The organism is Sporolactobacillus sp. KGMB 08714 (assembly GCF_036598985.1).
Classification (GTDB): Bacteria; Bacillota; Bacilli; order Bacillales; family Sporolactobacillaceae; genus Sporolactobacillus.
Window position 1 is genome coordinate 1 of record NZ_JAUUBW010000033.1, and the last position, 26,504, is coordinate 26,504.

Annotated in this window: 30 protein-coding genes; 22 read left to right on the forward strand and 8 right to left on the reverse strand. The window is 48.0% G+C overall.

What is annotated here, in order from left to right:
- Positions 1-300 precede the first annotated feature (300 nt).
- The 3 genes from Q6A92_RS14000 to Q6A92_RS14010 all read right to left on the reverse strand — a co-directional run bounded on the left by Q6A92_RS14000 (position 301) and on the right by Q6A92_RS14010 (position 1,875).
- Positions 301-552 (reverse strand): hypothetical protein, encoded by a 252-nt coding sequence (locus Q6A92_RS14000; RefSeq protein ID WP_332238466.1) that lies wholly within the window; start codon positions 550-552, stop codon positions 301-303.
- A gap of 194 nt (positions 553-746) precedes the next feature.
- The gene (locus Q6A92_RS14005) at positions 747-1,625 is read right to left on the reverse strand and encodes an IS110 family transposase (protein WP_332238467.1); all 879 of its coding nucleotides are present in this window, start codon (positions 1,623-1,625) and stop codon (positions 747-749) included.
- 4 nt (positions 1,626-1,629) lie between these two features.
- Positions 1,630-1,875: a hypothetical protein gene (locus tag Q6A92_RS14010; RefSeq protein ID WP_332238468.1), complete on the reverse strand. Its 246-nt coding sequence runs from the start codon at positions 1,873-1,875 to the stop codon at positions 1,630-1,632.
- A gap of 1,020 nt (positions 1,876-2,895) precedes the next feature.
- On the opposite strand from Q6A92_RS14010, the gene tsaE reads away from it, so the two are divergent.
- From tsaE to tsaD, 4 genes are read left to right on the forward strand one after another with little or no spacing between them, the layout of a single operon-like run.
- Positions 2,896-3,369: a tRNA (adenosine(37)-N6)-threonylcarbamoyltransferase complex ATPase subunit type 1 TsaE gene (tsaE, locus tag Q6A92_RS14015; protein WP_443029732.1), complete on the forward strand. Its 474-nt coding sequence runs from the start codon at positions 2,896-2,898 to the stop codon at positions 3,367-3,369.
- On the forward strand, positions 3,350-4,042 hold the full coding sequence (tsaB, locus tag Q6A92_RS14020; RefSeq protein ID WP_332238469.1) for a tRNA (adenosine(37)-N6)-threonylcarbamoyltransferase complex dimerization subunit type 1 TsaB: 693 nt from the start codon (positions 3,350-3,352) through the stop codon (positions 4,040-4,042). The genes tsaE and tsaB overlap by 20 nt, the downstream gene beginning before the upstream one ends.
- A 2-nt stretch (positions 4,043-4,044) precedes the next feature.
- Complete coding sequence (gene rimI, locus Q6A92_RS14025; protein WP_274401940.1) at positions 4,045-4,500, forward strand: ribosomal protein S18-alanine N-acetyltransferase; 456 nt, start codon at positions 4,045-4,047, stop codon at positions 4,498-4,500.
- A gap of 8 nt (positions 4,501-4,508) precedes the next feature.
- Positions 4,509-5,525, forward strand: a complete 1,017-nt coding sequence (gene tsaD / locus Q6A92_RS14030) for a tRNA (adenosine(37)-N6)-threonylcarbamoyltransferase complex transferase subunit TsaD (RefSeq protein WP_274401945.1) — start codon at positions 4,509-4,511, stop codon at positions 5,523-5,525.
- A 169-nt stretch (positions 5,526-5,694) separates the two neighbouring features.
- Here tsaD and Q6A92_RS14035 read toward each other — a convergent pair whose 3' ends face one another.
- A complete protein-coding gene (locus Q6A92_RS14035) occupies positions 5,695-7,647 on the reverse strand; it encodes an ABC-F family ATP-binding cassette domain-containing protein (protein WP_332238470.1) in 1,953 nt (650 codons plus the stop codon).
- A gap of 273 nt (positions 7,648-7,920) precedes the next feature.
- Between Q6A92_RS14035 and Q6A92_RS14040 the strand changes: the two genes are divergently transcribed.
- Both Q6A92_RS14040 and map read left to right on the forward strand, forming a co-directional pair.
- Positions 7,921-8,565 carry a redox-sensing transcriptional repressor Rex gene (locus Q6A92_RS14040; protein WP_332238471.1) on the forward strand — a complete coding sequence of 215 codons (645 nt, stop codon included), beginning with the start codon at positions 7,921-7,923 and terminating at the stop codon, positions 8,563-8,565.
- Between the two features lie 117 nt (positions 8,566-8,682).
- Positions 8,683-9,444 (forward strand): type I methionyl aminopeptidase, encoded by a 762-nt coding sequence (gene map, locus Q6A92_RS14045; protein ID WP_332238472.1) that lies wholly within the window; start codon positions 8,683-8,685, stop codon positions 9,442-9,444.
- 39 nt (positions 9,445-9,483) lie between these two features.
- Here the strand turns inward: map and Q6A92_RS14050 are convergent, their stop codons facing one another.
- A complete protein-coding gene (locus Q6A92_RS14050) occupies positions 9,484-10,158 on the reverse strand; it encodes a CPBP family intramembrane glutamic endopeptidase (protein ID WP_332238473.1) in 675 nt (224 codons plus the stop codon).
- Positions 10,159-10,758: 600 nt separating this feature from the next.
- On the opposite strand from Q6A92_RS14050, the gene groES reads away from it, so the two are divergent.
- Positions 10,759-11,043: a co-chaperone GroES gene (groES, locus tag Q6A92_RS14055; RefSeq protein WP_274401935.1), complete on the forward strand. Its 285-nt coding sequence runs from the start codon at positions 10,759-10,761 to the stop codon at positions 11,041-11,043.
- A gap of 35 nt (positions 11,044-11,078) precedes the next feature.
- On the forward strand, positions 11,079-12,704 hold the full coding sequence (gene groL, locus Q6A92_RS14060; RefSeq protein ID WP_274401934.1) for a chaperonin GroEL: 1,626 nt from the start codon (positions 11,079-11,081) through the stop codon (positions 12,702-12,704).
- Between the two features lie 1,337 nt (positions 12,705-14,041).
- Here groL and Q6A92_RS14065 read toward each other — a convergent pair.
- The 3 genes from Q6A92_RS14065 to Q6A92_RS14075 all read right to left on the reverse strand — a co-directional run bounded on the left by Q6A92_RS14065 (position 14,042) and on the right by Q6A92_RS14075 (position 15,166).
- The gene (locus tag Q6A92_RS14065) at positions 14,042-14,413 is read right to left on the reverse strand and encodes a YolD-like family protein (protein ID WP_332238474.1); all 372 of its coding nucleotides are present in this window, start codon (positions 14,411-14,413) and stop codon (positions 14,042-14,044) included.
- The gene (locus Q6A92_RS14070; protein ID WP_274401932.1) at positions 14,410-14,586 is read right to left on the reverse strand and encodes a hypothetical protein; all 177 of its coding nucleotides are present in this window, start codon (positions 14,584-14,586) and stop codon (positions 14,410-14,412) included. The genes Q6A92_RS14065 and Q6A92_RS14070 overlap by 4 nt, the downstream gene beginning before the upstream one ends.
- 391 nt (positions 14,587-14,977) lie before the next feature.
- The gene (locus Q6A92_RS14075) at positions 14,978-15,166 is read right to left on the reverse strand and encodes a hypothetical protein (RefSeq protein WP_274401931.1); all 189 of its coding nucleotides are present in this window, start codon (positions 15,164-15,166) and stop codon (positions 14,978-14,980) included.
- Positions 15,167-15,580: 414 nt separating this feature from the next.
- Between Q6A92_RS14075 and Q6A92_RS14080 the strand changes: the two genes are divergently transcribed.
- The 14 genes from Q6A92_RS14080 to Q6A92_RS14145 all read left to right on the forward strand — a co-directional run bounded on the left by Q6A92_RS14080 (position 15,581) and on the right by Q6A92_RS14145 (position 26,496).
- Entirely contained in the window at positions 15,581-16,861 is a 1,281-nt protein-coding gene (locus tag Q6A92_RS14080) for an ArsB/NhaD family transporter (RefSeq protein WP_332238475.1), read from the forward strand.
- An 18-nt stretch (positions 16,862-16,879) separates the two neighbouring features.
- Positions 16,880-17,170 (forward strand): hypothetical protein, encoded by a 291-nt coding sequence (locus Q6A92_RS14085; protein WP_274401929.1) that lies wholly within the window; start codon positions 16,880-16,882, stop codon positions 17,168-17,170.
- Positions 17,171-17,290: 120 nt separating this feature from the next.
- Positions 17,291-18,571, forward strand: a complete 1,281-nt coding sequence (locus Q6A92_RS14090) for an ArsB/NhaD family transporter (protein WP_332238476.1) — start codon at positions 17,291-17,293, stop codon at positions 18,569-18,571.
- A gap of 182 nt (positions 18,572-18,753) precedes the next feature.
- Positions 18,754-20,295 carry a glutamine-hydrolyzing GMP synthase gene (gene guaA, locus Q6A92_RS14095; protein ID WP_332238477.1) on the forward strand — a complete coding sequence of 514 codons (1,542 nt, stop codon included), beginning with the start codon at positions 18,754-18,756 and terminating at the stop codon, positions 20,293-20,295.
- 124 nt (positions 20,296-20,419) lie between these two features.
- Positions 20,420-20,809 (forward strand): nucleotide pyrophosphatase, encoded by a 390-nt coding sequence (locus Q6A92_RS14100; protein ID WP_332238478.1) that lies wholly within the window; start codon positions 20,420-20,422, stop codon positions 20,807-20,809.
- 151 nt (positions 20,810-20,960) lie between these two features.
- A complete protein-coding gene (locus Q6A92_RS14105) occupies positions 20,961-21,236 on the forward strand; it encodes a hypothetical protein (RefSeq protein WP_332238479.1) in 276 nt (91 codons plus the stop codon).
- A gap of 23 nt (positions 21,237-21,259) precedes the next feature.
- Positions 21,260-21,433 carry a hypothetical protein gene (locus tag Q6A92_RS14110; protein WP_332238480.1) on the forward strand — a complete coding sequence of 58 codons (174 nt, stop codon included), beginning with the start codon at positions 21,260-21,262 and terminating at the stop codon, positions 21,431-21,433.
- A 2-nt stretch (positions 21,434-21,435) separates the two neighbouring features.
- Complete coding sequence (locus tag Q6A92_RS14115; protein WP_332238481.1) at positions 21,436-21,729, forward strand: hypothetical protein; 294 nt, start codon at positions 21,436-21,438, stop codon at positions 21,727-21,729.
- 22 nt (positions 21,730-21,751) lie between these two features.
- On the forward strand, positions 21,752-21,943 hold the full coding sequence (locus Q6A92_RS14120) for a hypothetical protein (protein WP_332238482.1): 192 nt from the start codon (positions 21,752-21,754) through the stop codon (positions 21,941-21,943).
- The gene (locus tag Q6A92_RS14125; protein WP_332238483.1) at positions 21,943-23,223 is read left to right on the forward strand and encodes an FtsK/SpoIIIE domain-containing protein; all 1,281 of its coding nucleotides are present in this window, start codon (positions 21,943-21,945) and stop codon (positions 23,221-23,223) included. Before Q6A92_RS14120 ends, Q6A92_RS14125 begins: the two co-directional genes overlap by 1 nt.
- 290 nt (positions 23,224-23,513) lie before the next feature.
- A complete protein-coding gene (locus Q6A92_RS14130) occupies positions 23,514-24,020 on the forward strand; it encodes a peptidase (protein ID WP_332238484.1) in 507 nt (168 codons plus the stop codon).
- Positions 24,001-25,029: a replication initiation factor domain-containing protein gene (locus Q6A92_RS14135; RefSeq protein WP_332238485.1), complete on the forward strand. Its 1,029-nt coding sequence runs from the start codon at positions 24,001-24,003 to the stop codon at positions 25,027-25,029. The genes Q6A92_RS14130 and Q6A92_RS14135 overlap by 20 nt, the downstream gene beginning before the upstream one ends.
- A gap of 20 nt (positions 25,030-25,049) precedes the next feature.
- On the forward strand, positions 25,050-25,262 hold the full coding sequence (locus Q6A92_RS14140; RefSeq protein WP_332238486.1) for a DUF3173 domain-containing protein: 213 nt from the start codon (positions 25,050-25,052) through the stop codon (positions 25,260-25,262).
- Positions 25,252-26,496 (forward strand): tyrosine-type recombinase/integrase, encoded by a 1,245-nt coding sequence (locus Q6A92_RS14145; RefSeq protein WP_332238487.1) that lies wholly within the window; start codon positions 25,252-25,254, stop codon positions 26,494-26,496. Before Q6A92_RS14140 ends, Q6A92_RS14145 begins: the two co-directional genes overlap by 11 nt.
- Positions 26,497-26,504: the final 8 nt, after the last annotated feature.

Here is a 26,504-nt window from a genome sequence, read left to right on the forward strand (position 1 = left end):
CTGAATCCGGCCGGTAGACCCTCGGATTTGGCCGGTACCCCCGGATTTGGCCGGTAGACCTCCGAATTTGGCCGATAGGCCCCTGAATCCGGCCGGTAGACCCTCGGATTTGGCCGGTACCCCCGGATTTGGCCGGTAGACCTCCGAATTTGGCCGATAAACCCCTGAAACCGGTCGATAAACCCCTTGTCATGATTGATTAAATTAATCGGGTACAGCTTGCTGTTCTGATTATTCCCACTTATTGATCTAAGTTCGTTTACTGTCAGTTCTTTGACTGTTACTGTCGATTTTTCGTGCTTAACTGCTGATATTTTGCGCTTTACTGATATGAACGAAACTTTCAATAGCCCTCGCTGACTTTTTTGGAAACGCCTCTTTTTGAGTAACTTTAACCGGAGGGGCGTTTTTCGTCCCTTTCGCTTTTCGGGTTTCTTCTTTTTCTGTTATTAAATAGGCATCGGCTTTCCCTCTTTTCCTGAGGATGGGGCGCACGGCTCGAAGGCAAAAATGTTCACGCCGATAGGCAGACTGATATCCGTGGATTTTCACATTTTATCTTTCCGTCTCGGGAGCTGGCACGAACTGATGGCGTGCATTCACCGGTTTGGACGGCTGGCACAAGTAAAGCTGCCGTGCGTTCTCCTTGACGGTTTTGATCTTTGCCTCCCAGCCCTATTCACCAGGCTGTGTACTTGATCTGTTTTCACCGAGTCCCTGTCCTGTCCGGACCTCTCTTCGGCCGTTTATCCGGCAGCCCGGGGAGCCGGGGCCTCCACCTGCCGGGCCAGCGCCCAGATAAAGCCGGCCAGTTCTCTTCCGACAGCGACGATGACCTTGCCGGCTTCCTTCCCCCGGCCCGTCAGCCGGCTATATTTCCGGTGCAGCCGGGTCTGGGCCTTCCAGGAGAGGCTTAACCGCTCGGCCGGCTGGCCCTCCTGGCGCTTTTTCAGAGCTCCTTTGACGATCGGCTGACACCGGTAGTGCCACGCAGCTTCGACGAGGAGCCGGCGGATATGCCGATTGCCCGTTTTGGTGATCCGTCCCTGCCGCCGGCTGTCCCCGCTGGAACGTTCGCCGGGAACCAGCCCCGTATAAGCCATATAGGCCCGGGCCGTCCGAAACCTTTGGAAAGAGCCGATCTCGGCAACCAGGCTGGCCGCCGTAATGACGGAAATGCCGCGGAACACCTGCAGGGCCTGAATCAGGGGCGCTCGGGCTCCGGCCTGCGCCTGGTGCGCGATCTCTTTTTCCAGGCGCTGCAGCCGGGCCCCGATTTCTTCCAGCACCTGCCGGTATTCCTCAAAGGCAACCCGGGACGACGGGCGCTCGAAGGTCAGCCGGTCCAGCCATTGCTGATACCGGCCGCTCCATTTTCTCACCCCCTGCGGTTCCCTGATGCCGTGGCGCAGAAGAAATTTGGCCAGCCGGTGTCTCGCCCTCAGCTGATCCTCTTTCACGTCCTCCCGGGCCCGGACCAGATCGCGCAGGGCTTCATCCTCCTCTGTGGGCACATCGATCGGCGTCAGGGCTCCGGCGCGATAGAGGGCGGCCAGCTGGGGCGCATCCCGGCGGTCGGTTTTGATCCGGTCCCCGGGTTTTCTGGGAATGAGGGAGGGAGCCACGACGTCACAGGCGATGCCCCGGGCGCTCAGCCAGCGATAAAGGCCCTAGCCGGTCCACCCCGGCTTCATAGCAGACCCGAAGCTGCTCGGGGTCCCCGTCTCCCAACTGCTCCATGAGTTTGCCCAGCGACTTCTCCCGATAGAGGATCATCCCGATATAACGGGGCTGGCTTCTTCCTTCCTCAGCGACGGCGACCGCGATTTTTTCTTTGGAAACATCCAATCCGACATATTTTGTGTTAGGATTCATAGTGCTAGCTCCTTTCGTATGATGGCTCTGTTTGGAGAGTAGATCCTAAGTTTTATCTTACTCCAATTAACCCACGTATCTGCGATCAAGGGGCTAGTTTCGTTCATTATAACTGATGGTCAGCGGCGACCTAATGATAATACACCCTTACTTCCCGACCATTTTCGCCACGATTTACAGGGCTATGCAACCGGCCGAAGAAAAGGATCGGGCGATTCCGCCGGTAACGTCTGCCCGTGCAGGATATCTTCTTTTTCAGCGGAATAAATCGCCGTCCGCAGGAATATTCAAAAGAGTAGACTGCCGCTCGTGTAAAACGAGCGTTTTTCAGAGAAATTGACGGCACTTTCACGCAGCCCGGCTGGATACATGAGTTGAGGGGGATACACATATTTTTTTATATGTAACAGGTTCTCGGTGCCGGGCAAGGGCAGTGTTCAGATGAAGCGGCTGGCATCTGTTGGTTTTCAGGTATACAGAGCCTTGATCTTACAGACGGGTTCCGGCAAAGAAATTGTTGTATGATTATGGTACACTATGTTTGTATGAATGTTGGAAACGGAAGATAGCTTGCTTTTATTTTCACGATTGTTTCGATAAGACGGCATGATCCGCAGATCGTGAAAAAATCGGTGGATGGCAGGCCCCTTTCCCAGGCTAATCAGGAGGAAGAGCAGCGGATCTGCCCGGACAGGATTGCTGAGGGTGAGGGGATTGTATGCCGGCGAGCCGTTCTTTGCGGCAGATGGAAAAGCTGTATCGGTTCCGGATGGATAGGGCTGTATGGCGATACTTTCTCTGACCGGCGCCTGCCGTTTTCCGGAAGATCGATTCCTATTTATCAGGAAGATTGTATGAGAAAGGGTTTGATCCTGCTGCAATATCGGATAGATCTTCGTCGTTATCCAAATAGACCATATGTCCGGTTCTGAGAGCGGCCCGGGAGTATTTCTCAGATCGGGCGGGCTGTACAGGATTCGCCAAATCAGGATATAATCCTTTTAATCAGTGATGAGGGTGATTGCCGTGTGTCAATGGATATGTCATTCCCCCGAAGAAACAATGGCTTTATCTGAAAGAATCGCCGGATATTTACAGTCCGGAGATGTGCTGACGCTTTCCGGGGATCTCGGGGCCGGAAAGACCGTTTTCACCAAAGGGCTGGCCAAGGGGCTGGGAATCAGTGAAAGGGTCAGCAGCCCGACTTTTACTATTGTGAAGGAATACATGGGCGGACGTGTGCCCCTTTATCATATGGATGTATACCGGATCAATGACGATGAGGATATCGGCCTGGAAGATTACTTTGACAGGGAAGGGGTCACAGTCATCGAATGGGCGGAAAATATACAGTCCTGGCTTCCGAAGGATTATTTATCGATAGCCATCAAGCGGATTGACGACCATAACAGAAAGCTCACGCTCATGGCACACGGCCGAAGAGCTGAGAGTTTATACAGGGAGATTTCAGAGAATGAATGTACTTGCGATTGATTCGTCCAATTTGGTCATGGGAGTTGCGGTCATATCGGGCGGCAAGGTGCTCGGCGAACGAATGACCAACAGCCGGAAAAATCATTCGGAACGCCTGATGCCCGCTGTTGCGGAGCTGCTCGATGATGCGGGCATGAGCCCCGGGGATCTTGATCGGATTGCGGTCGCCCAGGGACCGGGATCCTATACGGGACTGAGAATAGGTGTGACCATTGCGAAGACGCTGGCCTGGACTTTAAAAAAAGAACTGGTCGGTGTGTCAAGCCTGGAGATTGTGGCGCAGAACGGGCGGTACTTTGACGGGTACATCGCGCCGTTTTTTGATGCGCGGCGGGGCCAGGTTTTCGCAGGTCTCTACAAAAACCAAAAAGGCAAAACCGTTCCGGTGCAGCCGGACCGTCTGGTAATGATTAAAGACTGGATTGACGAATTAAAAAAGCTGCATGAGCCGCTGCTTTTTTTAAGCAATGATCTGGAGAAGTGGAATGACTGTCTGATCAAGGTGCCTGCGGCCGTTTTCGGCGATAAGCCGCAAAATATACCGCGTGCGTCCGAACTCGCGCGGCTCGGTGAGGAAAAACAGCCGGTTCCGGACATTCATCACTTTCTGCCCTCCTATCTTCGTTTGGCGGAGGCTGAGACAAAGTGGCTGGCCCGCCGGCAGGAGAGATGAATATGAAAGAGTTAGAGGCGTTAAATATCCGGGAGATGACATATGGCGATATTGACCAGGTCATGATCGTGGAACACAGTGCTTTTGATGTCCCCTGGTCGCGCCAGGCGTTTGAAAATGAACTGCTCAGCAACCAGTTTGCCACTTATTTTGTTGCCGAATATGGCGGGAAAATCATCGGCTACTGCGGCGTGTGGGTGATCGTTGATGAAGCGCATATTACAAACATTGCCGTACTGAGCGGCTACCGGGGATTCAAAATCGGCGAAACGCTGCTCCGCAAAGTGATGCTTCATGCGAAAGTGAAACATGCGAGAACGATCAGTCTGGAAGTCCGCGTGACCAACGATATTGCTAAAAATCTGTATCGCAAACTCGGATTTAGCGGCGGCGGCATTCGTAAAAACTATTATTCCAATAATGGCGAAGATGCACTAATCATGTGGGTGAAAATATGAATCTGAATATAAACCGGAAAACGATAATATTGGGAATTGAGACAAGCTGTGACGAGACGGCGGCGGCGGTAGTCGAAAACGGAACAAGAATTCTTGCCAATGCCGTAGCTTCGCAGATAGACATTCACAGACGTTTTGGAGGTGTTGTTCCGGAAGTCGCTTCACGCCATCACGTCGATCAGATTACGATCGTCTGTGAGGCGGCGATGGAAGAGTCGGGTATTTCCTGGAACGATCTGGATGCCATAGCGGTCACTCAGGGACCGGGACTGATCGGGGCGCTCCTTGTCGGCGTAAACGCAGCCAAAGCGCTCGCTTTTGCACACCGCATTCCGCTCGTTCCCGTGCATCATATCACGGGGCACATTTATGCCAACCGCTTTGTTCATGAACTTCAGTTTCCGCTGATCGCCCTGGTTGTTTCGGGAGGCCACACCGAACTGGTTCTCATGCCGGAGCATGGTTCTTATCGGGTGATTGGTACGACGAGGGACGACGCTGCCGGAGAAGCGTTTGATAAGGTAGCGCGGACGCTCGGTCTTCCTTATCCCGGAGGGCCGGAGATCGACCGTCTGGCAGGGCAGGGGAGCGCGTCCATTGACTTTCCGAGAGCATGGCTTGAACAGGGTTCGCTCGACTTCAGCTTCAGCGGTCTGAAGTCGGCGGTCATCAACTATATTCACAACGAGAAACAGCGGGGCCGGGAGATCAGCAAAGCCGATGTCGCCGCCAGTTTTCAGGCCAGCGTTGCCGAAGTGCTTGTGAAGAAAACGATGATGGCCGCAGGCAGGTATGAAGTTCGGCAGCTGCTGGTCGCCGGCGGCGTTTCGGCTAACAGTCAGGTCAGAAAAGAAATGGCCGGGGCGGCTGAAACACGCGGTATCCCGCTTGTGATCCCGCCGCTCGGGCTGTGCACGGATAATGCGGCGATGATTGCGGCTGCAGGAACGATCGGTTTTCTGAAGGGCATGCGGGCGGATTTGTCGCTGAACGGCAGCCCGAATCTGGCAATCGAAGACTTCTGAGAAATTGATGGGGATTCATTCAGGAAAACGCTGATAAAAAGAATTCTCGGATGCACAAACTGGAGTGAAATTTTATCAAAATATTTCACTCCGGTTCTTTTTGTACCGGGCTGTTCCATTCACCTGGCCCGGCCTGTGTACGACACGATCCGTTCATCCGATTCCGCTTTTATTCGGGAATCTCATCCAATGAAAGCTGAGCCTTTTCCCACTCTTCCATTTGTCTGCCGAGTGTTTCCTTATCTTTCTCGATTTGCTCCTGAACGTCCCGAGCCTTTTGTGTATCATTGAAAACTTCAGGCATAAGCAGGGACTGTTCATTTTTATCGATGACCGCTTCAAGACGGCTGATCTCGGTTTCGAGCTGCTCAATTGAGCGGATAAGCTGCCGCCTCTTTTTTTTCTGTTCTTTATCCTTTAAAAAGTGCTGCTTTCCGGCGTCGGGTTCCTCGGCCTGTTTCCGGACGGGGGCAGATTGCGCATCCAGCTCGGCGATTTGCAGATTTTCCGCTTTCTTGTTGATATAATAATCATAATCGCCCAGATATTCCGTGATGCCGTCTCTTGAGAGTTCGAAGACGCGGGTAGCGATATTGTTGATAAAATAGCGGTCGTGGGAAACGAATAAGATGGTGCCTGAATAATCTGCCAGTGCCGCCTCCAGCACTTCCTTGCTGTCAAGGTCAAGATGATTGGTCGGTTCGTCGAGAATCAGCAGATTGTCGTGCCGCATCATCAGCTTAGCCAGCATTAACTGCGCTTTTTCACCGCCGCTGAGCTGAGAAACAAGCTTGGAGACGTCGTCGCCGGAAAAAAGAAATCCTCCAAGCACATTGCGGATCTCGTTCTCCGGCTCCTGCGGATAGTCGTCCCACAGTTCATTGAGCACCGTTTTTCCCGATGTCAGCCTCGTCTGTTCCTGGTCATAGTAACCAGTGGTGACGTGGCTCCCGAGCCTGATTTCGCCGGCCAGCTTCGTCGACCCGCCGGCTATCGATTTCAGCAAGGTCGATTTGCCGATGCCGTTCGGTCCGACCAGCGCCACCCGTTCGCCTCTCGTAATATGAAAGTTCAGTCCGGAAATCATCGCGGCCCCGGAAGAGTAGCCAACCGCTAAATCGACGGCGGTGAGTACATCGCGTCCGCTTTGTTTTTCAATGTCAAAAGAAAAACTGGCCGATTTTTCCTCACCGTACGGTTTTTCCAGAACATCCATTTTTTCCAGCTGTTTGCGTCTGCTCTGCGCCCGTCTGGTTGTAGAGGCGCGTACAATATTTTTCTGTACAAAATCTTCCAGACGGGCGATTTCCTTCTGCTGCTTATCGTAATTTTTTATCGCGGTTTCGTATTCGGCCGCTTTCAGTTCAAGATAGCGGGAATAATTGCCGCTATATTTTCGTGCGGAATGGTTGGCGATTTCATAAACTTTAGTAGCTATCTTGTCGAGAAAATAACGGTCGTGCGAGACGACGAGGATGCTTCCGCTATAACGCTGCAGATATCCTTCGAGCCATGTCAGCGTTTCAATGTCCAGATGGTTGGTCGGTTCGTCAAGAATGAGCAGATCGGGTTTGATCAATAATAATTTACCGAGGGCGAGCTGCGTTTTCTGGCCGCCGGAAAGATTGCCGACAGGCGTTGCATCCGGAAATCCGCCGAAATTCAGGCCGTTCAGCACACTGCGGATTTCGGATTGGTAGGTATAGCCGCCCTTTGATTTATATTCTGCCTGAAGCGCGTCATAGGTCCCGAGCAGCTGGTCGTAGTCCTGGCTGTTTGAGAAGCGTCCGGGGTCGGCCATTTTCTCTTCCATCTTGCGGAGCTTCTTTTCCATGGTGGTCAGCGGACTGAAAACCGTCAGCAGCTCGTCATAGATCCCCTTCTTGGAATTCAGTGTGGCATTCTGCGGCAGGTAGCCGATTGTTCGGTCCTTGGGGATGATCACCTCACCGCTGTCGGCGCTCATCACGCCGGCGATGATTTTCAGAAGTGTCGATTTTCCGGCGCCGTTGCGCCCGACCAGCGCAACGCGTTCTCCAAACTTCACCTCAATCGAGATATTCGATAAAATAAGTTCAGCAGCAAAAGATTTGCTGATCTTATTTGTTTGCAGAAGTATCATTTACGTTCACCTCAAAAAGCCAGGGCACGCTGAAATAATGCGGCACATGCTTTCAATTAGTCAGGTATGGTTCCTCATTCATTATTCATTGTAGCCTAATCCTGTTTTATTCGGCAACTGTGCAGCAGAAAGGCAGGGGCTGTGAAAAAAGTACGGCGATCTAATTCAAACAAATCAATTGCTGAATGATGTATAGTGTAGAAAGGATGTCCCGGCAGGTATCAAACATTAGCGGACGCGCCTCCGGGCATTTCATGGGAGGGTTATGAAACGATGTCAAATCAAAGAGTGCCGCAGGCAACGGCCGAGCGGCTGCCGATCTACTACCGATCTCTGCAGCATCTCGTGTCTATCGGAAAAACACGGATCTCGTCTTCGGAGCTGGGAAAGATCGTGCAGGTAGATTCAACAACGATTCGAAAGGATTTTTCCTATTTCGGGGCGCTGGGGAGAAAGGGATACGGATACAATACTCAGCGCCTGCTTGATTTTTTAGGTAAAACACTTTATCAGGACGAACTGTCCAAGGTGATCTTGATCGGTGTCGGTCACCTCGGGACGGCCCTCCTGAATCATAACTTTAGAAAAAATAATAATACGCAGATTGTAAAAGCCTATGATATCAATCCTTTGAAAATCGGACAGCAGATCGGCGGTACAGTCATTCATTATATGGGGGATCTGGCAGCCGATGACAACCATGACATTGCTGCGGCCATATTAACGGTTCCGGCGGATCAGGCGCAGGGTGCGGCTGAACAGGCGATGGCATCGGGAATCCGCGGCTTTTTAAATTTTTCTCCCGTCAGACTTTCTCTTCCTCCGGATGTGTATGTACGGCATGTCGACATGACAGTGGAGCTTCAGGCTTTGATCTATTTTCTGAATCACGGGATAGAGGAAAAACAATCCGAATGATTCCGGCATAAATAAAGTGGTAAAATACAATCGTGATGCTCCGGGGGAACAGACTGCCAAAAATGCCGATCTTTATAAAAAGGCCCTGGAGAAACGATACAGAGGTGGAACGTACGTATGATACAGTTAAAGTCAAAAAAAGAAATTGCCGAAATGAAAAAGTCCGGCCAGCTGCTTGCGCTGACGCACAAGAAAATCAAATCGATGATTAAACCGGGAATAACCACATGGGAAATCGAGGAATTCGTCAATGACTTTCTTGAAAAGCACGGAGCGACTCCGGAGGAGAAGGGGTTTCAAGGTTACCGCTTTGCCACATGCGCTTCGGTCAATGACGAGATCTGCCACGGATTTCCAAATAAAAAGCCGCTGAAAAACGGCGATATCGTGACGATCGACATGGTGGTCAATCTGAACGGCGCGCTGTCTGATTCGGCGTGGAGTTACGGAGTGGGAACCATTTCCGATGAAGCGGAGCATTTGCTGAAGACGACCAAGGAAGCCCTGTATGAGGGGATCAAGCAATCCGTCGTCGGCAACCGGCTGGGCGATATCGGCCACGCCATTCAGGAATATGCCGAGTCCAGAGGGCTGAGCGTTGTACGCGAGTTTGTCGGCCACGGCATCGGGCCGACGATGCATGAAGATCCGCCGGTCGCTCATTACGGCAAACAGGGGCGCGGGCTCCGCCTCAGGGACGGCATGACGATTACGATTGAACCGATGCTCAATATCGGCGACTGGCGTTCAAAAATCGACAGCAACGGCTGGACGGCACGGACAATTGACGGATCGCTTTCCGCTCAGTATGAGCACACGCTGGCGATCACGAAGGACGGTCCGGAAATTCTGACGGCACTGGAAGACGATGAAGGATAATAATGAAAAACGCGGGACCCCGGCGGATCCCGTGTTTTTTTAATGACCTGTCAGCTGGATAAACGACGGCGACGAGAGCGTCAGGCTGATCGCGACAACGGTCGCATTCATCGCGGCATGCATAAACATGTTGACGGCAATCCTCCCCGTTTTCTTGTAGGCATAGCAGAGAAAGAATCCGATGACGAAATAAATGAGAAGATGCTGAAAATCCAAATGTCCGAAGGCAAAGATAAGCGAGCTGATCGATGCAGCAAGAATGAAGCCCATTTTCTTCTTCAGGCTGCCGTAAATGATTTTCCGGAAGACGATTTCTTCCAGCATCGGACCGATGACAGCGACTGCCAGCAAAAACAGCGGCGACATCCGTGCGATTTGGACGACACTCTGGGTGTGTGCCGATTGCGAAGGTTCGCCGAATATGAAAGTATTGATCAGCGATGCCAGAATCTGCAGGGCGAACAGTGCCAAAACGCCGCCGACCGCCCATAGAAGAGATACACTCGCCGGCGCGCGTTCCCCGTTTCGTATGTAACGTTCAGGAAGCAGGAGTAACAGCACGATAATCAATGTCAGAAAAAATATCGCGGTCATGACGACGCCGTAGCCCTGGCCTTTAGGAAAAAATCCGGTCAGCCAGGCGAAACCGGGAATCAAAGGCGACAGAAAACAAATCAGATAAATAATGACAATGGATATGTATCTTTTCGTCAAGCGACGACACCTCGTGTTCTCGAAAATTTTATCAGGGCTTTGAGGGGGGAACCGGCGCGGTTTCCGATCAGAAACAGGATTCTTTTGATGCGCCGCCGCGCTCATACATCCTATTTTAACATAGCGGCGTGTGCCTCTCCTTTTCCATATTACCGAACCTGTTGGTTCATCTCCCCATAATATTCGTCCGTTGGCGGAATATATGCCTTCGGCCGGCATGCCTGTTCCGGGCAGAGCGGGGCTCTTATCTCAAACAGGCCGCTTTCGGAAACAGAGAGAGGATAACGGGCCGAAATCAGGCCGCCGATCCGCGGCCTATTGTGCATCCTGTTTTATAAGTATAAAGTTTCAGCAAGTCATAGGTATAAGCAGGCGGACAAAGATACTGCATCCGCGGCCTGTCCGTCGCCCGGCTGCCCGCGGCATCGCAACTAAGCTTCCGGCTTTGCCTGAAGGCCGGCCGATCGGCAAGTTTTCTTTATGAAAAGCTTGCAAATCAAAATGGAATTGATTATTATATTAAATGGATTAGCACTCGGACGAATAGAGTGCTAACAAAGTACTTTACTTAACATTCAATTTAAGGAGGGTATTTCTTTCATGTTAAAGCCATTGGGTGATCGCATCGTTATCGAACCACAAGAAAAAGAAGAAAAAACTGCAAGTGGTATCGTGCTGCCGGACTCGGCGAAGGAGAAGCCGCAAGAAGGACGGGTTGTTGCTGTCGGTGCAGGCAAAGTTTCTGATGCAGGTGAACGCATTGCACTGGATGTAAAAGAGGGAGAAAAGGTCCTCTTCTCAAAATACGCCGGTACGGAAGTCAAATATGACGGCAAGACCTACCTGGTTGTTCGTCAGGACGACGTTTTGGCAGTCATTGAATAAATCAATCGATTAATATTCAGGAGGGACTATCCACGATGGCAAAAGAAATTAAGTTTAGCGAAGAAGCCCGCCGCTCGATGCTTCGCGGCGTTGACGTTCTGGCAGATGCAGTGAAAGTAACGCTCGGGCCGAAAGGCCGCAACGTTGTATTGGACAAAAAATACGGCTCACCGCTGATTACAAATGACGGTGTGACGATTGCCAAGGAAATTGAGCTTGAAGATAAATTCGAAAACATGGGCGCACGTCTTGTCTCCGAAGTAGCCAGCAAGACAAATGATGTAGCCGGCGACGGAACAACGACCGCTACGGTTCTCGCTCAGGCGATGATCCGCGAAGGCCTGAAAAACGTGACTTCCGGTGCCAATCCGATGGGCATTCGCCGCGGGATTGAAAAAGCGACGGAAGCTGCCGTTGAAGGCCTGAAGAAAATTTCCAAGCCGATCAAAGGCAGGGCATCGATTGCACAGGTTGCCGCCATTTCTTCAGCGGACGAAAAAGTCGGCGAACTGATTGCCGAAGCAATGGAAAAAGTCGGCAACGACGGTGTCGTTACGATTGAAGAATCCAAAGGCTTTGCAACCGAGCTGGATGTGGTTGAAGGTATGCAGTTCGATCGCGGCTATGCGTCGGCTTATATGGTCACCGACCAGGATAAAATGGAAGCTTCTCTTGAAAATCCGTACATTCTGATTACGGATAAAAAGATTTCCAACATTCAGGAAATCCTGCCGATTCTTGAGAAAGTCGTTCAGCAGGGCAAATCAATGCTGATTATTGCCGAAGACGTTGAAGGCGAAGCACTGGCCACTCTCGTTGTCAATAAACTTCGCGGTACGTTCAATGCAGTCGCTGTTAAAGCACCGGGCTTCGGCGACCGCAGAAAGGCTATGCTTGAAGATATCGCAGTCCTGACCGGCGGCCAAGTGATCACGGAAGACCTCGGACTCGACCTCAAATCCACAACGATCGATCAACTCGGCACGGCCGGAAAAGTCATCGTAACAAAAGACAACACGACGATTGTCGAAGGTGCCGGCGATTCCGAGAAGATCGGCGGACGTGTCGGCCAGATCAAGGCACAGCTTGAAGAAACCACTTCTGATTTCGATAAAGAAAAGCTGCAGGAACGTCTGGCAAAGCTGGCCGGCGGCGTAGCCGTTATCAAAGTCGGCGCTGCAACCGAGACAGAACTGAAAGAACGCAAACTGCGCATTGAAGACGCACTGAACTCGACACGCGCTGCCGTTCAGGAAGGTATCGTTGCCGGCGGCGGCACGGCGCTGGCCAATGTGATTAAGGATGTTGCCGCAGTTGATGCAGAGGGCGATGAGAAGACCGGTGTGAACATCGTCATCCGCGCTCTGGAAGAACCGGTTCGCCAGATTGGCGAAAACGCCGGACTCGAAGGCTCTGTCATTGTTGAAAAGCTGAAGGGTCAGAAACCGGGTATCGGCTATGACGCTGCCAAGGACGAATGGGTAGATATGATTGAAGTCGGCATCGTCGACCCGACCAAAGTGACTCGTTACGCACTGCAGAACGCCGCTTCCGTCTCGGCTATGCTCCTGACAACGGAAGCCGTTGTCGCCGATAAGCCGGAAGAACATCCGGAACCGCAAGTACCGGCCGGCGGCGCCGGAATGGGCGGCATGATGTAAAAAATCCTGAATCCCCGGTTCGATCAGGGGCTGCAGGTTATATAGATCCATCCGATGGTTTTTTTACGGGCCATCCATTTAAATGGGCGTTTCTCAAGTGTTCGCCGAACATAAGAGAGACGCTCTTTTTTTCATGGCCGGACGGCGTACAGATTACCCTCATTGTCCATGCGGCCAAGGGCGGTCCATGACCCGCTCCGGGCAAAGTATGGTTGAAGTCGCGGCTTCGCATTCTTTTTGGTCAGGAAAGGTTCATAACCTGTTCCGGACCGACACCTGCCTCTGCAGGCAGAGATGTATGTGTGGCCGGAGACCCGCGGGCGTTACCTGTTTTTGAATTTTGATATGCTTCACGACTAGGCCGATGTGATAGCAAAATCCGTTGAATAAACCTCGCTTCCTATGCTTTTTATCAGGCCCTAAAAAGAAGTCGGATCATTATAAATTTCATCGATTATTCCGCTCACAATTTATCGAGGCATTCAGCAGGCCGGCTCCGCCAAATATTTTCGGTGGACTATTTATTCCACGGCCCGAAGTTCCATGTCTTCAGTTCGGCATCGGGATTCGGGCGCCCGACAGTTTCTTCACTGAGATGTGAAATCATTTTATAAGGAATAGAAAAATGGAACGCCGCTTTTTCCATTGACGCGGCATAAATGACAGTTAACCGTTACTGCAGCAGCAGAGAAGATAGATGTTCATTTTTTGTATAGTTCATTTTGATACGATAACTTGGGGGAGTGTTTTACAGTTCCTGTATGGGCAAAATGTTCTGATTTGCTCTGCAGGGCTTTTTTTTATAAAAAACGCAGTACAAGAGTTTTTAACAAACCAAAAAAGGCAGGAGATGGAATCCTGTTTCACATTGACGGACCGATCCGATGGAGAATCCGTTGATGATAATGGTCGGGTAACAGGGAGTGATGCCCGATTTAGGGGAACATCTGCATTTTTGGGGCCAATCTGCGAAAAATCGTACCGATCAAGGTATTTTGAGACTATGATCGGAGTGCATGGTCCGGAATGATCAATACAGCCGGAGAATCATTAGTAAATGATCAAAATCGCCGGTAAATGGTTCGAAATCAATGAGTACGAATAATCGAAATATGAATTGTTTGTTTCCCCATCCGCATCAACCGCGGAACCAAACGGTTATCTATCTGCTGTAATGACATTAAACACCCTTCGCCCGTTCTGCTGCCGGCAGATTCAGATAAAGAAGTATTCGATCTAAAGAGAACGCTGCTTTCATCAAAAGAGACGTCTCCAAGTCGAAACATCGGCTTATGAGACGCCGCCGGAAGAAAGATCGCCGATATTATATCCGTTTTTTACATGCCGCTAAATGGATCCGCTGCCGGATCCGCTAACTTTATCTCGACGATATCCATCAATGAGATGCAACTGCCCGGCCCGTGCACGTCACATATCTTCAGCTGCCGCCGAGCTGTATCTAATTTTTCAACGCAGCAAATGCTCTTTTTTATATATCCGTTCTGATAATAGCGAAGCGCAACCCGTTTGCTTCCGGACAGCGCTTCACTGAGTGTCCGATTTAATGTCTCCAGTTCCTGGTCATCCAGAGACGGACGTTTCTTTTTTCCCAGATCCGCCTCGTCCTGCCTGAGCGCCTGAACATGTTCCGGCAGCATCATCCGGCTGGATTCCCAGCGCAGGTTGCTTCCCTTGGTTAATTTATTCATGGCAGCAGTCCTCCGTCCTTTTTTGAAGTGTGCTTGGCTTTCTCAATGGCTTTTTCAATTTCTTCTGCGTCATGGCCGGTGCGCTGTTCCAGATCGCTAACCAGTGTTATTCTTCCTGCCGCCGAATCATTCCGCATGATTTGTGCGATCTTTCTTTCAAAGTCAGTCAGCATAAGATCACCTTTTTTTGTTTTCTATTATACACGAATGTATGTTCTTTTCATACTGCCAGAAACGTCTATTTAACAGGACACATCAAAAAAAATGATGATTTTCAAGGAAAAAGCGTTTCGAAAGATAGGCGAATCACATTTTTTAAAATAAATACGGGGTTTGTAAAGATATTCTTGCTTTTAATATTGAAATAATACAATTCCTAGTTGTATAATATGAATTACCTTCTGTTACAATTGCCATCCTTTTTTAACTCACCTCTCTGTGTTACTGCAGAGAGCCTTTTTGTCTATAAAATGGAGGTGCCGCGCCGATCGGTTCAAAACTGAGCAAGCCCCGGGCCGTTTGCGGCGGGGGGCCTGTTCAATATATTAAAAAATGTGGAACGGATTAACCCTGAGGATTGAACGCTCCGGCGATCTGCTGTGCCGTTTTGCCCATCTGCTGCATCGGCTGCTGAACGAACTGCGGAATTGAGCCCCGATTGTTTCGCAGCCATACATATGTTGCCGCACCGGCTCCGCATGCGGCCAAAAACGGCAAGAAGTTATTTCCCATATTGTTTTCCTGCTGTGCCATGTTTTTTCACCTCCCGAATCGGATTCGCCTTTATTTTGAACGTCCGCATCGAAAATATATCATGTAAAAACAGGAAGTTGCGGAGAATCTGCGGCACGGGGAAATAAAGAATTTCAATTTGTAGAACAAGTTAATTGATTTTTAAGAAAGGCGCAGTATGCTTTAGATGTTCGAAAGCAATGTAACTTCCCCCTGTTTTTATTATTGGGCCCTTTGTTGAGGGGGTCTCTTTTTTTATGCGCGGATTTACAGACTGCAGTCCGCGGCCGAAGAAAAAGATTGACAGCGGCGTATGTAATCCGTTATTGTTATTGCAGAAACAGCTGAATAACATGAACGTATTTGGAGGAGCCTGTCAAAACGGGCTCTTTTTATTTTTTTTTGATCATACGGACTTTCGAAGGAGGAAATGAAATGGGGACGGCAGCTTATCTGGCGATTGCGATCTTTATCATTTCCTACGGTGCCATCATTTCTGAAAAAATCAGCAGGACAATTTCAGCAATGATCGGCGGTTCGCTGATGATTTTTTCCGGGGTTATTAGTCAGCATACGGCTCTCGAACATATTGATTTTAATGTAATCGGTCTGCTGATCGGCATGATGATCATCGTTTCGGTTACGGAGGAAACAGGCCTATTCCGGTACGTGGCGATCGGGCTCGGAAAAAGGGTAAAGGGCAGACCGCTTCCCCTGCTCATTATCTTTGCCGCAATGACGGCTGTCGGTTCGGCCTTCCTCGACAATGTAACCACAGTCATGCTGATGGTCCCGGTGACATTCAGTATGAGCCGGCAGCTGAAAATCGATCCGATGCCGTTCCTTATCACAGAAATTCTTATGGCCAATATCGGCGGCACAGCAACGATGATCGGTGATCCGCCCAATATCATGATCGGAAGCGCAGCCGGGAGTATCGACTTTATCGATTTTATCGTGCACCTTGCTCCGATTTCACTATTAGTCGGAACAGCGGTCATGCTGTTTATTTTGATTCTTTACCGAAAAAAGCTCCATACGTCCGATCAGGCCAGAGATCATCTGATGGCCATGGATGAAAAAAATGAAATTACAGATAAAATCACGATGATTAAAGCCGTTTCGATTCTGGCTCTGACTATTTTCGGCTTCTTCATTCACCCGTTGATCCACGCGGAATCTGCGACGGTTGCACTGGCCGGTGCTTTTCTGCTGTTGGTGCTGACAGGGGAAAAGACACTGGAACACACGCTCAGTTCCGTTGAGTGGCCGACGATATTTTTCTTTCTTGGCCTGTTTGTCCTTGTCGGCGGTTTGATTGAAACGGGCATCATGAATCATCTTGCACAATCGGCGATTGATCTGACTGCCGGTAATCTGACTGCCGCTTCTTTTCTTGTTCTATGGCTGAGCGCTATGGCTTCGGCGTTTATGGACAACATTCCGTTTGTCGCGACGATGATTCCGCTGATAGAGGATATGGGACGGATGGGCATCGGCAGTCTTGATCCGCTGTGGTGGAGTCTTGCGCTCGGTGCCTGCCTTGGAGGAAACGGTTCACTCATTGGGGCCAGCGCCAATCTGATTGTCGCCGGACTCGCGGCGAAAGAGGGACGTTTGATCTCATTTACCCGTTATCTGCTGGTCGGTTTTCCCGTGATGCTTGTTTCAGTAACTATGGCGATGGGTTATATTTATGTCAGATATCTGATGTAGTGGAAGGGAGATCCCGGAATGGATAAACTGATCTATCAGGTCAACGATTCACTGATCGCTTTGACCGAACAAAAAAATGAAGACGATGTTGAATTTCTGATCAAGGCGAAAACGGGCGAGGCGTTAAACCGTCTGCGCGCCGTCAGACAATTCTTCGACAGTGATAAAATCTACACGGATATCCTGTTTTACGCGCGGAAAGGCGGCGAATTTCAGGTCATTGTCCGTAAAAATGTTTATGCGCCCTTTATTACCCACCTGTTTCAGCTTCAGCTGATCCGTTCTGTTTCCTGGAAAAGCATTTCATGAAACGGAAAATCAAATGTAACCGGGCACAGCTGCCGTCTTGAAGAAAATAAATGGCCGGGTTTTAGAAAAATTTTCCTTAGCACTTATCAATAACTGAATCTTGGAAAGGATCTGTTTTGCTTGCCAGTCGGAGCCATTTTAGCCATTGCCATTTTTGTTCTCTCCTACGGATTCATAATGGCCGAGAAAATTCACCGGACGATCGTCGTCATGCTCGCTGCCGCGCTGCTGCTGTTCCTCGGCGTTCTTAATCAGAATACTGCAATACGCCATATCGATTTCAACACTCTCGGCCTTCTGGTCGGCATGATGATTATTGTTGCAGTGACTGCCCGGACGGGACTGTTCAAGGCCGTTTCCATTTGGGCGGCAAAGAAGGTGAACGGCCGTCCTGTCGCCCTGCTTACGGTGTTTTCGCTGATTACGGCATTCGGCTTGGCCTTCCTCGATAATGTGACGACCGTGCTGCTCGTCGTTCCCGTGACATTCAGCATCGCCAGGGAACTGGCACTCTCGCCGGTTCCGTTTCTGATGTCGGAGATTTTCATGGCCAACATCGGCGGGACGGCGACGATGATCGGCGATCCGCCCAATATCATGATCGGAAGCGCGGTCAAGGATCTGAGCTTTATGGATTTTATCACGAATCTGACGCCGGTCATCCTGATCATCGCGCTTGCCGTGCTTTCTTTTTTGATCTTTTTTTACCGGAAGCAGCTGCACGTGCGCCGGGACGCGGCGGAAAGGCTTGCCGATCTGAATGCTCGCGACGAAATTACGGACCTGCCGCTCCTGATCAAGTCACTGTTCGTTTTGCTGCTGACGATTTTCGGCTTTTTTCTCCATCAGAGACTCGGAGTCGGGACGGCGACGGTTGCGCTGGCCGGTGCTTTTCTTCTCCTCTTGCTGACCGGTGAGCGATACATGGAGCAGGCGCTTTCCGCCGTGGAATGGCCAACGATTTTTTTCTTCACCGGCTTGTTCGTTCTCGTTGCCGGGCTGGTGGAGACAGGCGTGATTGCCCGTTCTGCCGGTTTCGTTTTGGGGCTGACGGGAGGCAGGACAGTGCCGACGACATTTCTGATTCTCTGGATGAGCGCCATTGCCTCTTCCGTTGTCGACAACATTCCGTTTGTAGCGACGATGATTCCGCTGATTCAGGACATGGGACACATGGGTATCGTCAATCTGGAGCCGTTGTGGTGGAGCCTGTCGCTCGGTGCCTGCCTCGGCGGCAACGGCCTTCTGATCGGCGCGAGCGCCAATCTGATCGTCGCCGGAATCTCGGAGAAAGAAGGCTGTCCGATAACGTTTGCCGCTTTTATGAAAGCCGGTCTTCCGGTAATGTTTCTGTCGCTCGTGATCAGCACCGTCTATGTTTATCTGCGCTATTTGGTCTGATGGGTTGATGAACCCTGTATTCATTGTTAAAATAAGAAAAGTGATTCAAATGTTGCGGATGGTAAATAATGCGTCGCGAAAACTGGAAGCCTCCCGGCCTCCGGCTTTTTAAATGAATCGTATCCGATGGACTATTTGCGAAGACCAAGCGGACGATTAAAATAGATGGGGTGGAGAGCAGGATGGCAGAACCGAATAACTTGATTATCGTCATGGATTTCGGCGGTCAGTACAACCAGCTGATCGCAAGACGCATTCGTGACCTGGGTGTATACAGTGAGCTGTTTCCGCATACGCTGACCGCGGAACAAATTAAGGAAAAGAACCCAAAAGGCATTATCTTTTCAGGCGGACCCAACAGTGTTTATGATCCGGATGCCCCGGACTGCGATCCGGCTATTTTCGATCTGGGCCTGCCGATCCTTGGGATCTGTTACGGCCTTCAATTGATCAGCAAGCACTACGGAGCGACCGTGGAGCGTGCGGCGCGCAGAGAATACGGGAAAGCCGACATTACCGCAAATACGGACAGCGCCCTGTTCCACGGCCTGCCGGCAACACAGACGGTATGGATGAGCCACGGCGACCTGGTTAAGACGCTTCCTGAAGGTTTTGCCATTGAAGCAAGCAGCGAATCGTGCCCGGTTGCAGCGATGGCAAATCCGGCGAAAAAAGTCTATGCGGTTCAATTCCATCCCGAAGTGCGCCACTCCGTATACGGCAACGAGCTGCTGAGAAATTTTGTTTACTCGGTCTGCGGTGCGGAAAAAAGCTGGTCGATGGAACACTTTATTGATGAGCAAATCGAAAAAATCCGCGAAACGGCCGGCGATCGCAAAGTATTGTGCGCGCTGAGCGGCGGTGTCGATTCTTCAGTTGCGGCAGTGCTTGTCCACAAAGCAATCGGCAAACAGCTGACCTGCATTTTTGTCGACCACGGCCTGCTTCGCAAAGGCGAAGCGGAAGGCGTTATCGATACGTTCAAAAATCATTTTCATATGAATTTTATCCATGTTGATGCCAAAAAGCGCTTTTTGGACAAACTGGAAGGTGTCAGCGATCCGGAACGCAAGCGCAAAATTATCGGCAATGAATTTATTTATCTTTTCCAGGATGAAGCCAATAAACTTGAGGATATCTCCTTCCTTGTGCAGGGGACGCTTTACACGGATGTTGTGGAAAGCGGTGCGGGCGGTTCGTCGCGGAACATTAAGTCGCACCACAATGTCGGCGGCCTGCCGAAGGATATGAAATTTAAACTGATCGAACCGCTGAATACACTGTTCAAGGACGAAGTGCGCAAGCTCGGCACGGAACTCGGCATTTCCGATGCCATCGTCTGGCGCCAGCCGTTCCCGGGGCCCGGGCTCGGCATCCGCATCCTCGGCGCGATCACGGAGGACAAGCTGAAGATCGTTCGTGAATCCGATGCTATCCTCCGCGAAGAAATCAAAAAAGCCGGACTCGACCGCGACATCTGGCAGTACTTCACTGTGCTGCCGAACATCCAGAGTGTCGGCGTCATGGGTGACGGCCGCACCTACGATCACTGCGTCGCTATCCGCGCTGTCACTTCAATCGACGGCATGACTTCCGACTGGGCACGGATCCCGTGGGAAGTACTGGAGAAAGTTTCGACGCGCATTGTCAACGAAGTCGAGCACGTCAACCGGATTGTCTACGACATCACGTCGAAGCCGCCGGCAACGATCGAGTGGGAATAAACACGTAGGATAAATTGAATTGAAAAAACCTATTTTAAAAGGTTCATTAAAATATAGAATGTGTGAAATGCCCTAAATTTAAGGTAATCACCCCCACCATTCCCACCAAGAAAGGAGGGCTATAATGAGGCAGACAGTAAGATTGTCGATTGATACGTTAAAAGGCATAAAGATTTTAAAAAAAAATTATGAAAATGAATTTAATGGGTTGAAGCTCAATCAAGGTTATGTTGTTTCTAAAGCATATATCGATACAAAATCAAGTTTAAAAGATGGCGAATGTTGGAAAAAAATAAGAGACGAAAAATTTCCTTTAGATGATTTGAATGGGATAGAGAAGACCGAGGAGAGTCGTACAACTCTTGATTTAAACGATGATGTTTTGAAAGGTATAGATAAAATGAAGCAGGACTTGCCCGGTTCTTTCTCTGTAAAATGGGTGACTACAGGGTATTGTATACGTCTCATTGTTAAGGCTGGTCTTCTGAAGCTAAGAAGCGAACAAAAAATCTAATTAGTATAGTAAAAGAGCATAGGGCTAAATTATGTTCTTTTATTTTTTTAATTTTTTAATTGTCATCAAATTGATGACAATAATCCGGCGATGTGTTATACTGATATTGTCATCAAAATGATGACATGATATAAAACTAGGAGGGATTGTCATGTTCGAAGAAATGTCAGCAAAACAGGTGAAAAAGCTTCATGAAGAAGGGGGAAAAATTTCAGGTGTGCCGGTTGTGTCTCCTCATCATGTAGATGTGGTGAATGCGCAAGAACGGTTGGAAACTATATTTGAAGGTAGGGTGAACGGGAAGTACGTTAAGGAGACTCTCATTGCAAAGGAATATGCCGAATCTCACCATCATTTTCAGACTGGTTCGACCCTATTGGATGATATTGAGCAGGGCAAGACAATTGATTTTAATGATTACCGTTAATCTATGACAGGGGGGGATATGACATGGCATTTGAGACATCGGAAGGGGAAGTTATTAAAAATATTACTATATCTGAGCCAGCTTTAGAAAGAATAGCAGATAAATGGTACAAAGATTTTCCTCATTTGGGGTTGAATTGGGACAGTTTAATTTTGGAAATTATTGGTTCTGCGGAAAAAATAGAGGTGAAAGAATGATAATGAAAGCATTGGATTTTATGGTCAGGGTCAGGTCTCCGGCGAAATATCACCGGGCAAAATCAATATTGAAGGTCTTAGTCTTCATTGCCTTGTCCATGTTCATGATTATTAATATAATTTTAGCTCATAATCTTTGGAAAAAAGTAGGAAGATTAGAAGCTGAAGCACATACAGAAAAAGTGCTTTATGCGACAAAATTCGCCCCCTATTACATTGATGGACCCCCTTTGAATATGAGTCTCAGAGCGCATGAACAGGGACATAAGAAGGATTTGAAAACTATTGAATACTAAAATGATAGAGGAGTGTTGATAGATGTCAGATAAAACGAAGGGAATATTGTGTATTTGCGTAGCCGTGGTTTTACTCATGCTTTTATTGACGTTTCATTCGGCAGGGCTGGCTGTTGAGTGGTTATTTGGATTCCCATTTGTTATTGCTGTTATGGGTGCAATTTGGTATGATCTTAAATCGAAAATTGTCAGATTTTTACAGAGGTTCCGCTGATGCAGAAAGAACAAATCGATATTGTGACTATTGAAGGAAGTAAATTGTTGCGCCGATCCGATTTTTTTAAGCGAATTTTTTTAATTTTTACTGGGTCGTGTGTTTTTTGGATATTTTTGTCGCTTACGGTGTTTCCTGCTGTATTTATGAAAATTTTGTTATCTGTAATGGCTTTATTGTTATGGATGGCAGTGTATCGCCGTCGTAAAAAATATATGAGAGAGCATCAAATTGAGGAGCGTATTAGTATAGCAAAAGGGTTGAGATACGTTATTGCCGCAAATGGATTGTATTCTGATTATGATTCTGCTGAGCTAGGATTCTTAATCAGAAAAAATGAAATCGTAATTTATGCCTTGAAGCGTGGCAATCAATTCACAAAGGCAATGAATAGCTTAAATGAAGCGCTTTCATCTTTCTTTGAAGTAGCTGTATCTGAAAAAGTTGACCGTCCATCTGTTTGTGAATATCATTTTGCTCGTTCTCGTCCTGAACGTCTGATTGTGGGTAATAATGTCGGACGAACAGACGCGCTAGAGATCGACTTAGGCTACGGGGTTGTCTATGACCCCTCACGCTGTCCCCATATACTGGTTGCGGGGGGCACGGGTAGCGGAAAAAGCGTTTTCATTAGTTACATTTTACGGGAATTATTGAGGCGGAATTGTGAAATATTTGTGGCTGACCCAAAAAATTCAGACCTTGGTTCACTGTCGCATTACTTAGGTGAAGAACATGTTGCTACATCGCCTAATAACATTGCTCGTGTGGTTCGTCTTGCAATTACTGAGATGAAAAAACGTTATGACTATATGAATGAACATTTTAAGTACGGTGCAAATTTTGCAGACCATCCCTCTATTGCTAGGCCTCTATGGCTGGTATTCGATGAAATGGGGGCATTTCAGGCGAGTGGTACTGACAAGGATAGTAAAAAATTAGTATCTGAGGTAATGGATGGTATCAAGCAAATAGTTCTCCTTGGTAGACAGGCAGGTGTATTTATTTTGATCGCCGCTCAGCAAATGAACGCTAATACGCTGAATACAGACTTACGTGATAACCTTGGCTTACGTATTGCGTTGGGTGCCAATTCCGGCGAAGGTTACAGAATGGTGTTTGGTTCTGCAACGCCTGAAACCATCCCCCCTATTGAGACCAAAGGGGCAGGGCTTTTATACATGCAGGGCTCGGGGAAAGAGAGTGCGAGTTATTACGAATCTCCATACCTTGATACGAAAAATTTTGACTTCATTGCAGAATTGAAGAAATACATCTAAATCCACTTGTCAGCGTCATTTTTGGGAGTGTTTCGGTGCCGGCGTAGCCGAGCAAGCGGAGCGTCAAGAAACACGTACAAAAATGATGCAATGTCGGGCGAATTTTGCCCGACAATTTTGGGGGGGAAAGTTGATCGGCGCGAGCCGCAACCTGTCCGGTAACACAGGTGTGTCTAACTCAAGAGAAAACTCTGTATCCCTTGCGGCTCTAAGGCTGAAGGGCTGTCTGAAATCCCGAGAGTTCGGGATTAAAAAAAAGGAAAAATTCGATAAAAAAGGGGCTTATAAAAATGACAAAATTAATCTTAAAAACTTCGAAACTTCATGCTCTAAATGATTCTGAAAAGGTCGATATGGAGAATTTAACTTTTGATCTCTCCCAGTTTAAAATACCGTCTGCAATGGTTGTGCAGGAGTCTGGTGTTTCTCACCGCGTTGAAAGAGAAAAGAATCTTAGTGGCGAATGGCAAGAAACAGGTAAATATACTTTGACGTTTGAGGTTTATGATCGTCCGTTCATTGAAATGATTTTGGGTAATGGGGGGACTGAAATCGGTTCTCCGATTAGCGTTGTTGTTGAGGGACAGGATAGTCTGCCAATTTTCGATGGTGTAGAAGATGGGGAATTTGTTCCGATCTCGTTTACTGGACTTGCTGTTAAGCCGAAGCGTGTTCAAAAGAAGGTTTTTGTGGCTCAGGGCAAGCCAATGGCTGATTCTTGGCAGTATGCGGAAATTAAGGTCGTGGCTTCTAGTTACAGTCTTGGAGTAGTCGGCAATGATCCAAAGACTAAATAATTGCTTAATCGACTATTTTCGCTGTTCGATTCCGAATAGTGACTTCTCTTCCGTCGCTGATGGCGTTTTAGGAATACCTATTTCAGAATTCGCTACGGAAGTGAAAGGCAGTCCTTTTCCGTCGTATGACCAAAGTATTAGCTTCGCGAATATTAAGCTTCATGCCTCTGTTAGCCATAGTAACGTCCTTGTTGATCTGTCAGGGCAAGCATGTAGGCAATATGAGGAATATATGTCACGAGTTGACGGCTGGCATTGGTATAAGCTGATTTCATTTATTTTGTCGGAAAAGGGGGGCAAGGTTTCACGTATTGATTTAGCTTTAGATATATTTGATGATTCTTCGCCTTCGGTTAGCGTTTTACAGGAATATCTGAAGCGTGGACAATTATCATCTAAAGCCAATCGTTTTGTTGAAATCAATAGTGGACGAATTTTAGACGGAAAGTTGACAGGTTTCACACTCTATATTGGCTCGTCTCCTCAGATTTTGCGGATTTACGATAAGAAGCAAGAACGCAGAGATAATACAGATGAAGTCATAGACGTAGAACAATGGGTACGTTGGGAGTTAGAACTGACAGACATGAAGGCTCGTCAGGTGGCTAACTATATTTCACAAGGGAGACCGTTAAACTCGATCATAAAAGGAATTTTAAAGGCTCACTATTCTTTTAAAACTCAGCAAAAAAAAGATATGGATTTGCACAATAAAAGTAGGCTTCCACCTATGAAATGGTGGACGGCATTTGTTGATGGAATTGAAGCCATACCGTTAAAAGTTCAGCGTGAAAAGCTTACATTAAAGAAAAAGAAAAATTGGGTTGAGCATGCAACAGCAAAGTCAGTAAGCATGATTTATGAATCATTTTGTCGTGTTTACGGTGAACAATTCGCAGACGTTTATTTGAAAGATTTACTCCGAATGGGGAAAGAAAAAATTAAAAAGTCTGATCAAACGTTGATTGAGCAGCGTGTGCAAGAACTCATGAGTGAAGATGAATATTGACAAGGGAAGGAGCCATTATTGTGAATGTAACTGTATCTAAAGATGATTTAATCGAACTTGGCTTTAAAAAGTATCAAGCGGTTTCTCTGATTCGGCAAGCGAAGGCAATCATGGTTCATCAGCATAAATGTGCGTATTACAATAATAAAAGACTTGGTATTGTGCCACGATTTGCGGTCGAGTCCATTTTAGGCTTCTCTATGGAAATGGAAAATAAGACGGATGGAGAGTAAAACGCAACAGACAACGAAATACCCGGGAGTTTATGTTGATAGTAAAGGCAATTTCTTTTATCAGTCGGAATTTGGAACCGATCGTTTTACTGGGAAACGGATACGAAAAAAAGGGAGAAAAGATGCTACTGGAAAGCCTTTTTCCTCCGCATTTGAAGCAAACAAAGAGTTGACTCGTTTAAAAAGAGAATACCATAAAGTGAACAGTTACGCGAATTATAAAATGAGTTACGCACAATTTATGGATAATGTGTATATTCCTGCTTATCGGACAGAGGTTGAAGAGAGTACGTTTGCTGTTCGTAAGAGGATATTAGAAAAGATACGTGATCGGTTCGGGTCGCTTACGTTGCGTACTATTTCCGTTGAGGACGTACAGAATTTTCGAACGTGGTTATTAATGAGCAAGGAAAAAGGTGGGGCAGGTTTTGCTCAATCTTACGCGAGTCTTATTTTTGGCTCGTTTCGCCAAAGCTTAGATATGGCTGTGGAAATGCAATACTTAGAAGAAAATATTTCCAAAAAGGTTAAGGCGATTCCAAAATCAAAAGCGATTGTTCCATACTGGACGAAACAAGAATTTGAAAAAGTGATTAGTCAGATTTATATCAAAGATTTCTATGAGCATCTGAGCTATGTTATGGTGTGCACGTATTTTTTTACGGGGCTAAGAGTGAATGAAGCGACCGCATTATGGTGGGAGGATGTCGATTTAATTAAAAAGCGTATGCGTGTTCATCATATGCTGATTATGAAAAGTCGCAATGACTGGAAACGAAATCCATATACGAAAACAGAAGGTGGTAAAAGAATCATTGCACTCGATGATGATACTGTAAAAATCTTAGCAGCATGGAGAGATAGGCAAAAGGAAATCGGCTTGGGAAAAGAAAATGATTTTATTTTTTCTTATGATGGGTTGCCCATGATAAAATCAACGATCGCTCGAATTATTGCGCGCTATGCAAAGCTAGCAGGCGTAAAGAAAATACAGGCGAAGGGCTTGCGTCATTCTCATGCTTCGTATCTTATCAATGAGTTTAATGTATCTGTGCTTGTCTTGTCTAAGCGTATGGGGCATTCTAGCCCTGAAATTACTCTGAAACATTATGCGCATCTGTGGAATGGTGCAGATTCGGTAATCGCTGATGAGATGTCGGGAAATGTAAAAATAGAGACAGCGAAGGAAACGAAAATACATTTTAATGGCAACCAATCGTTGAAAAAGAGTTAGAGGGGTGT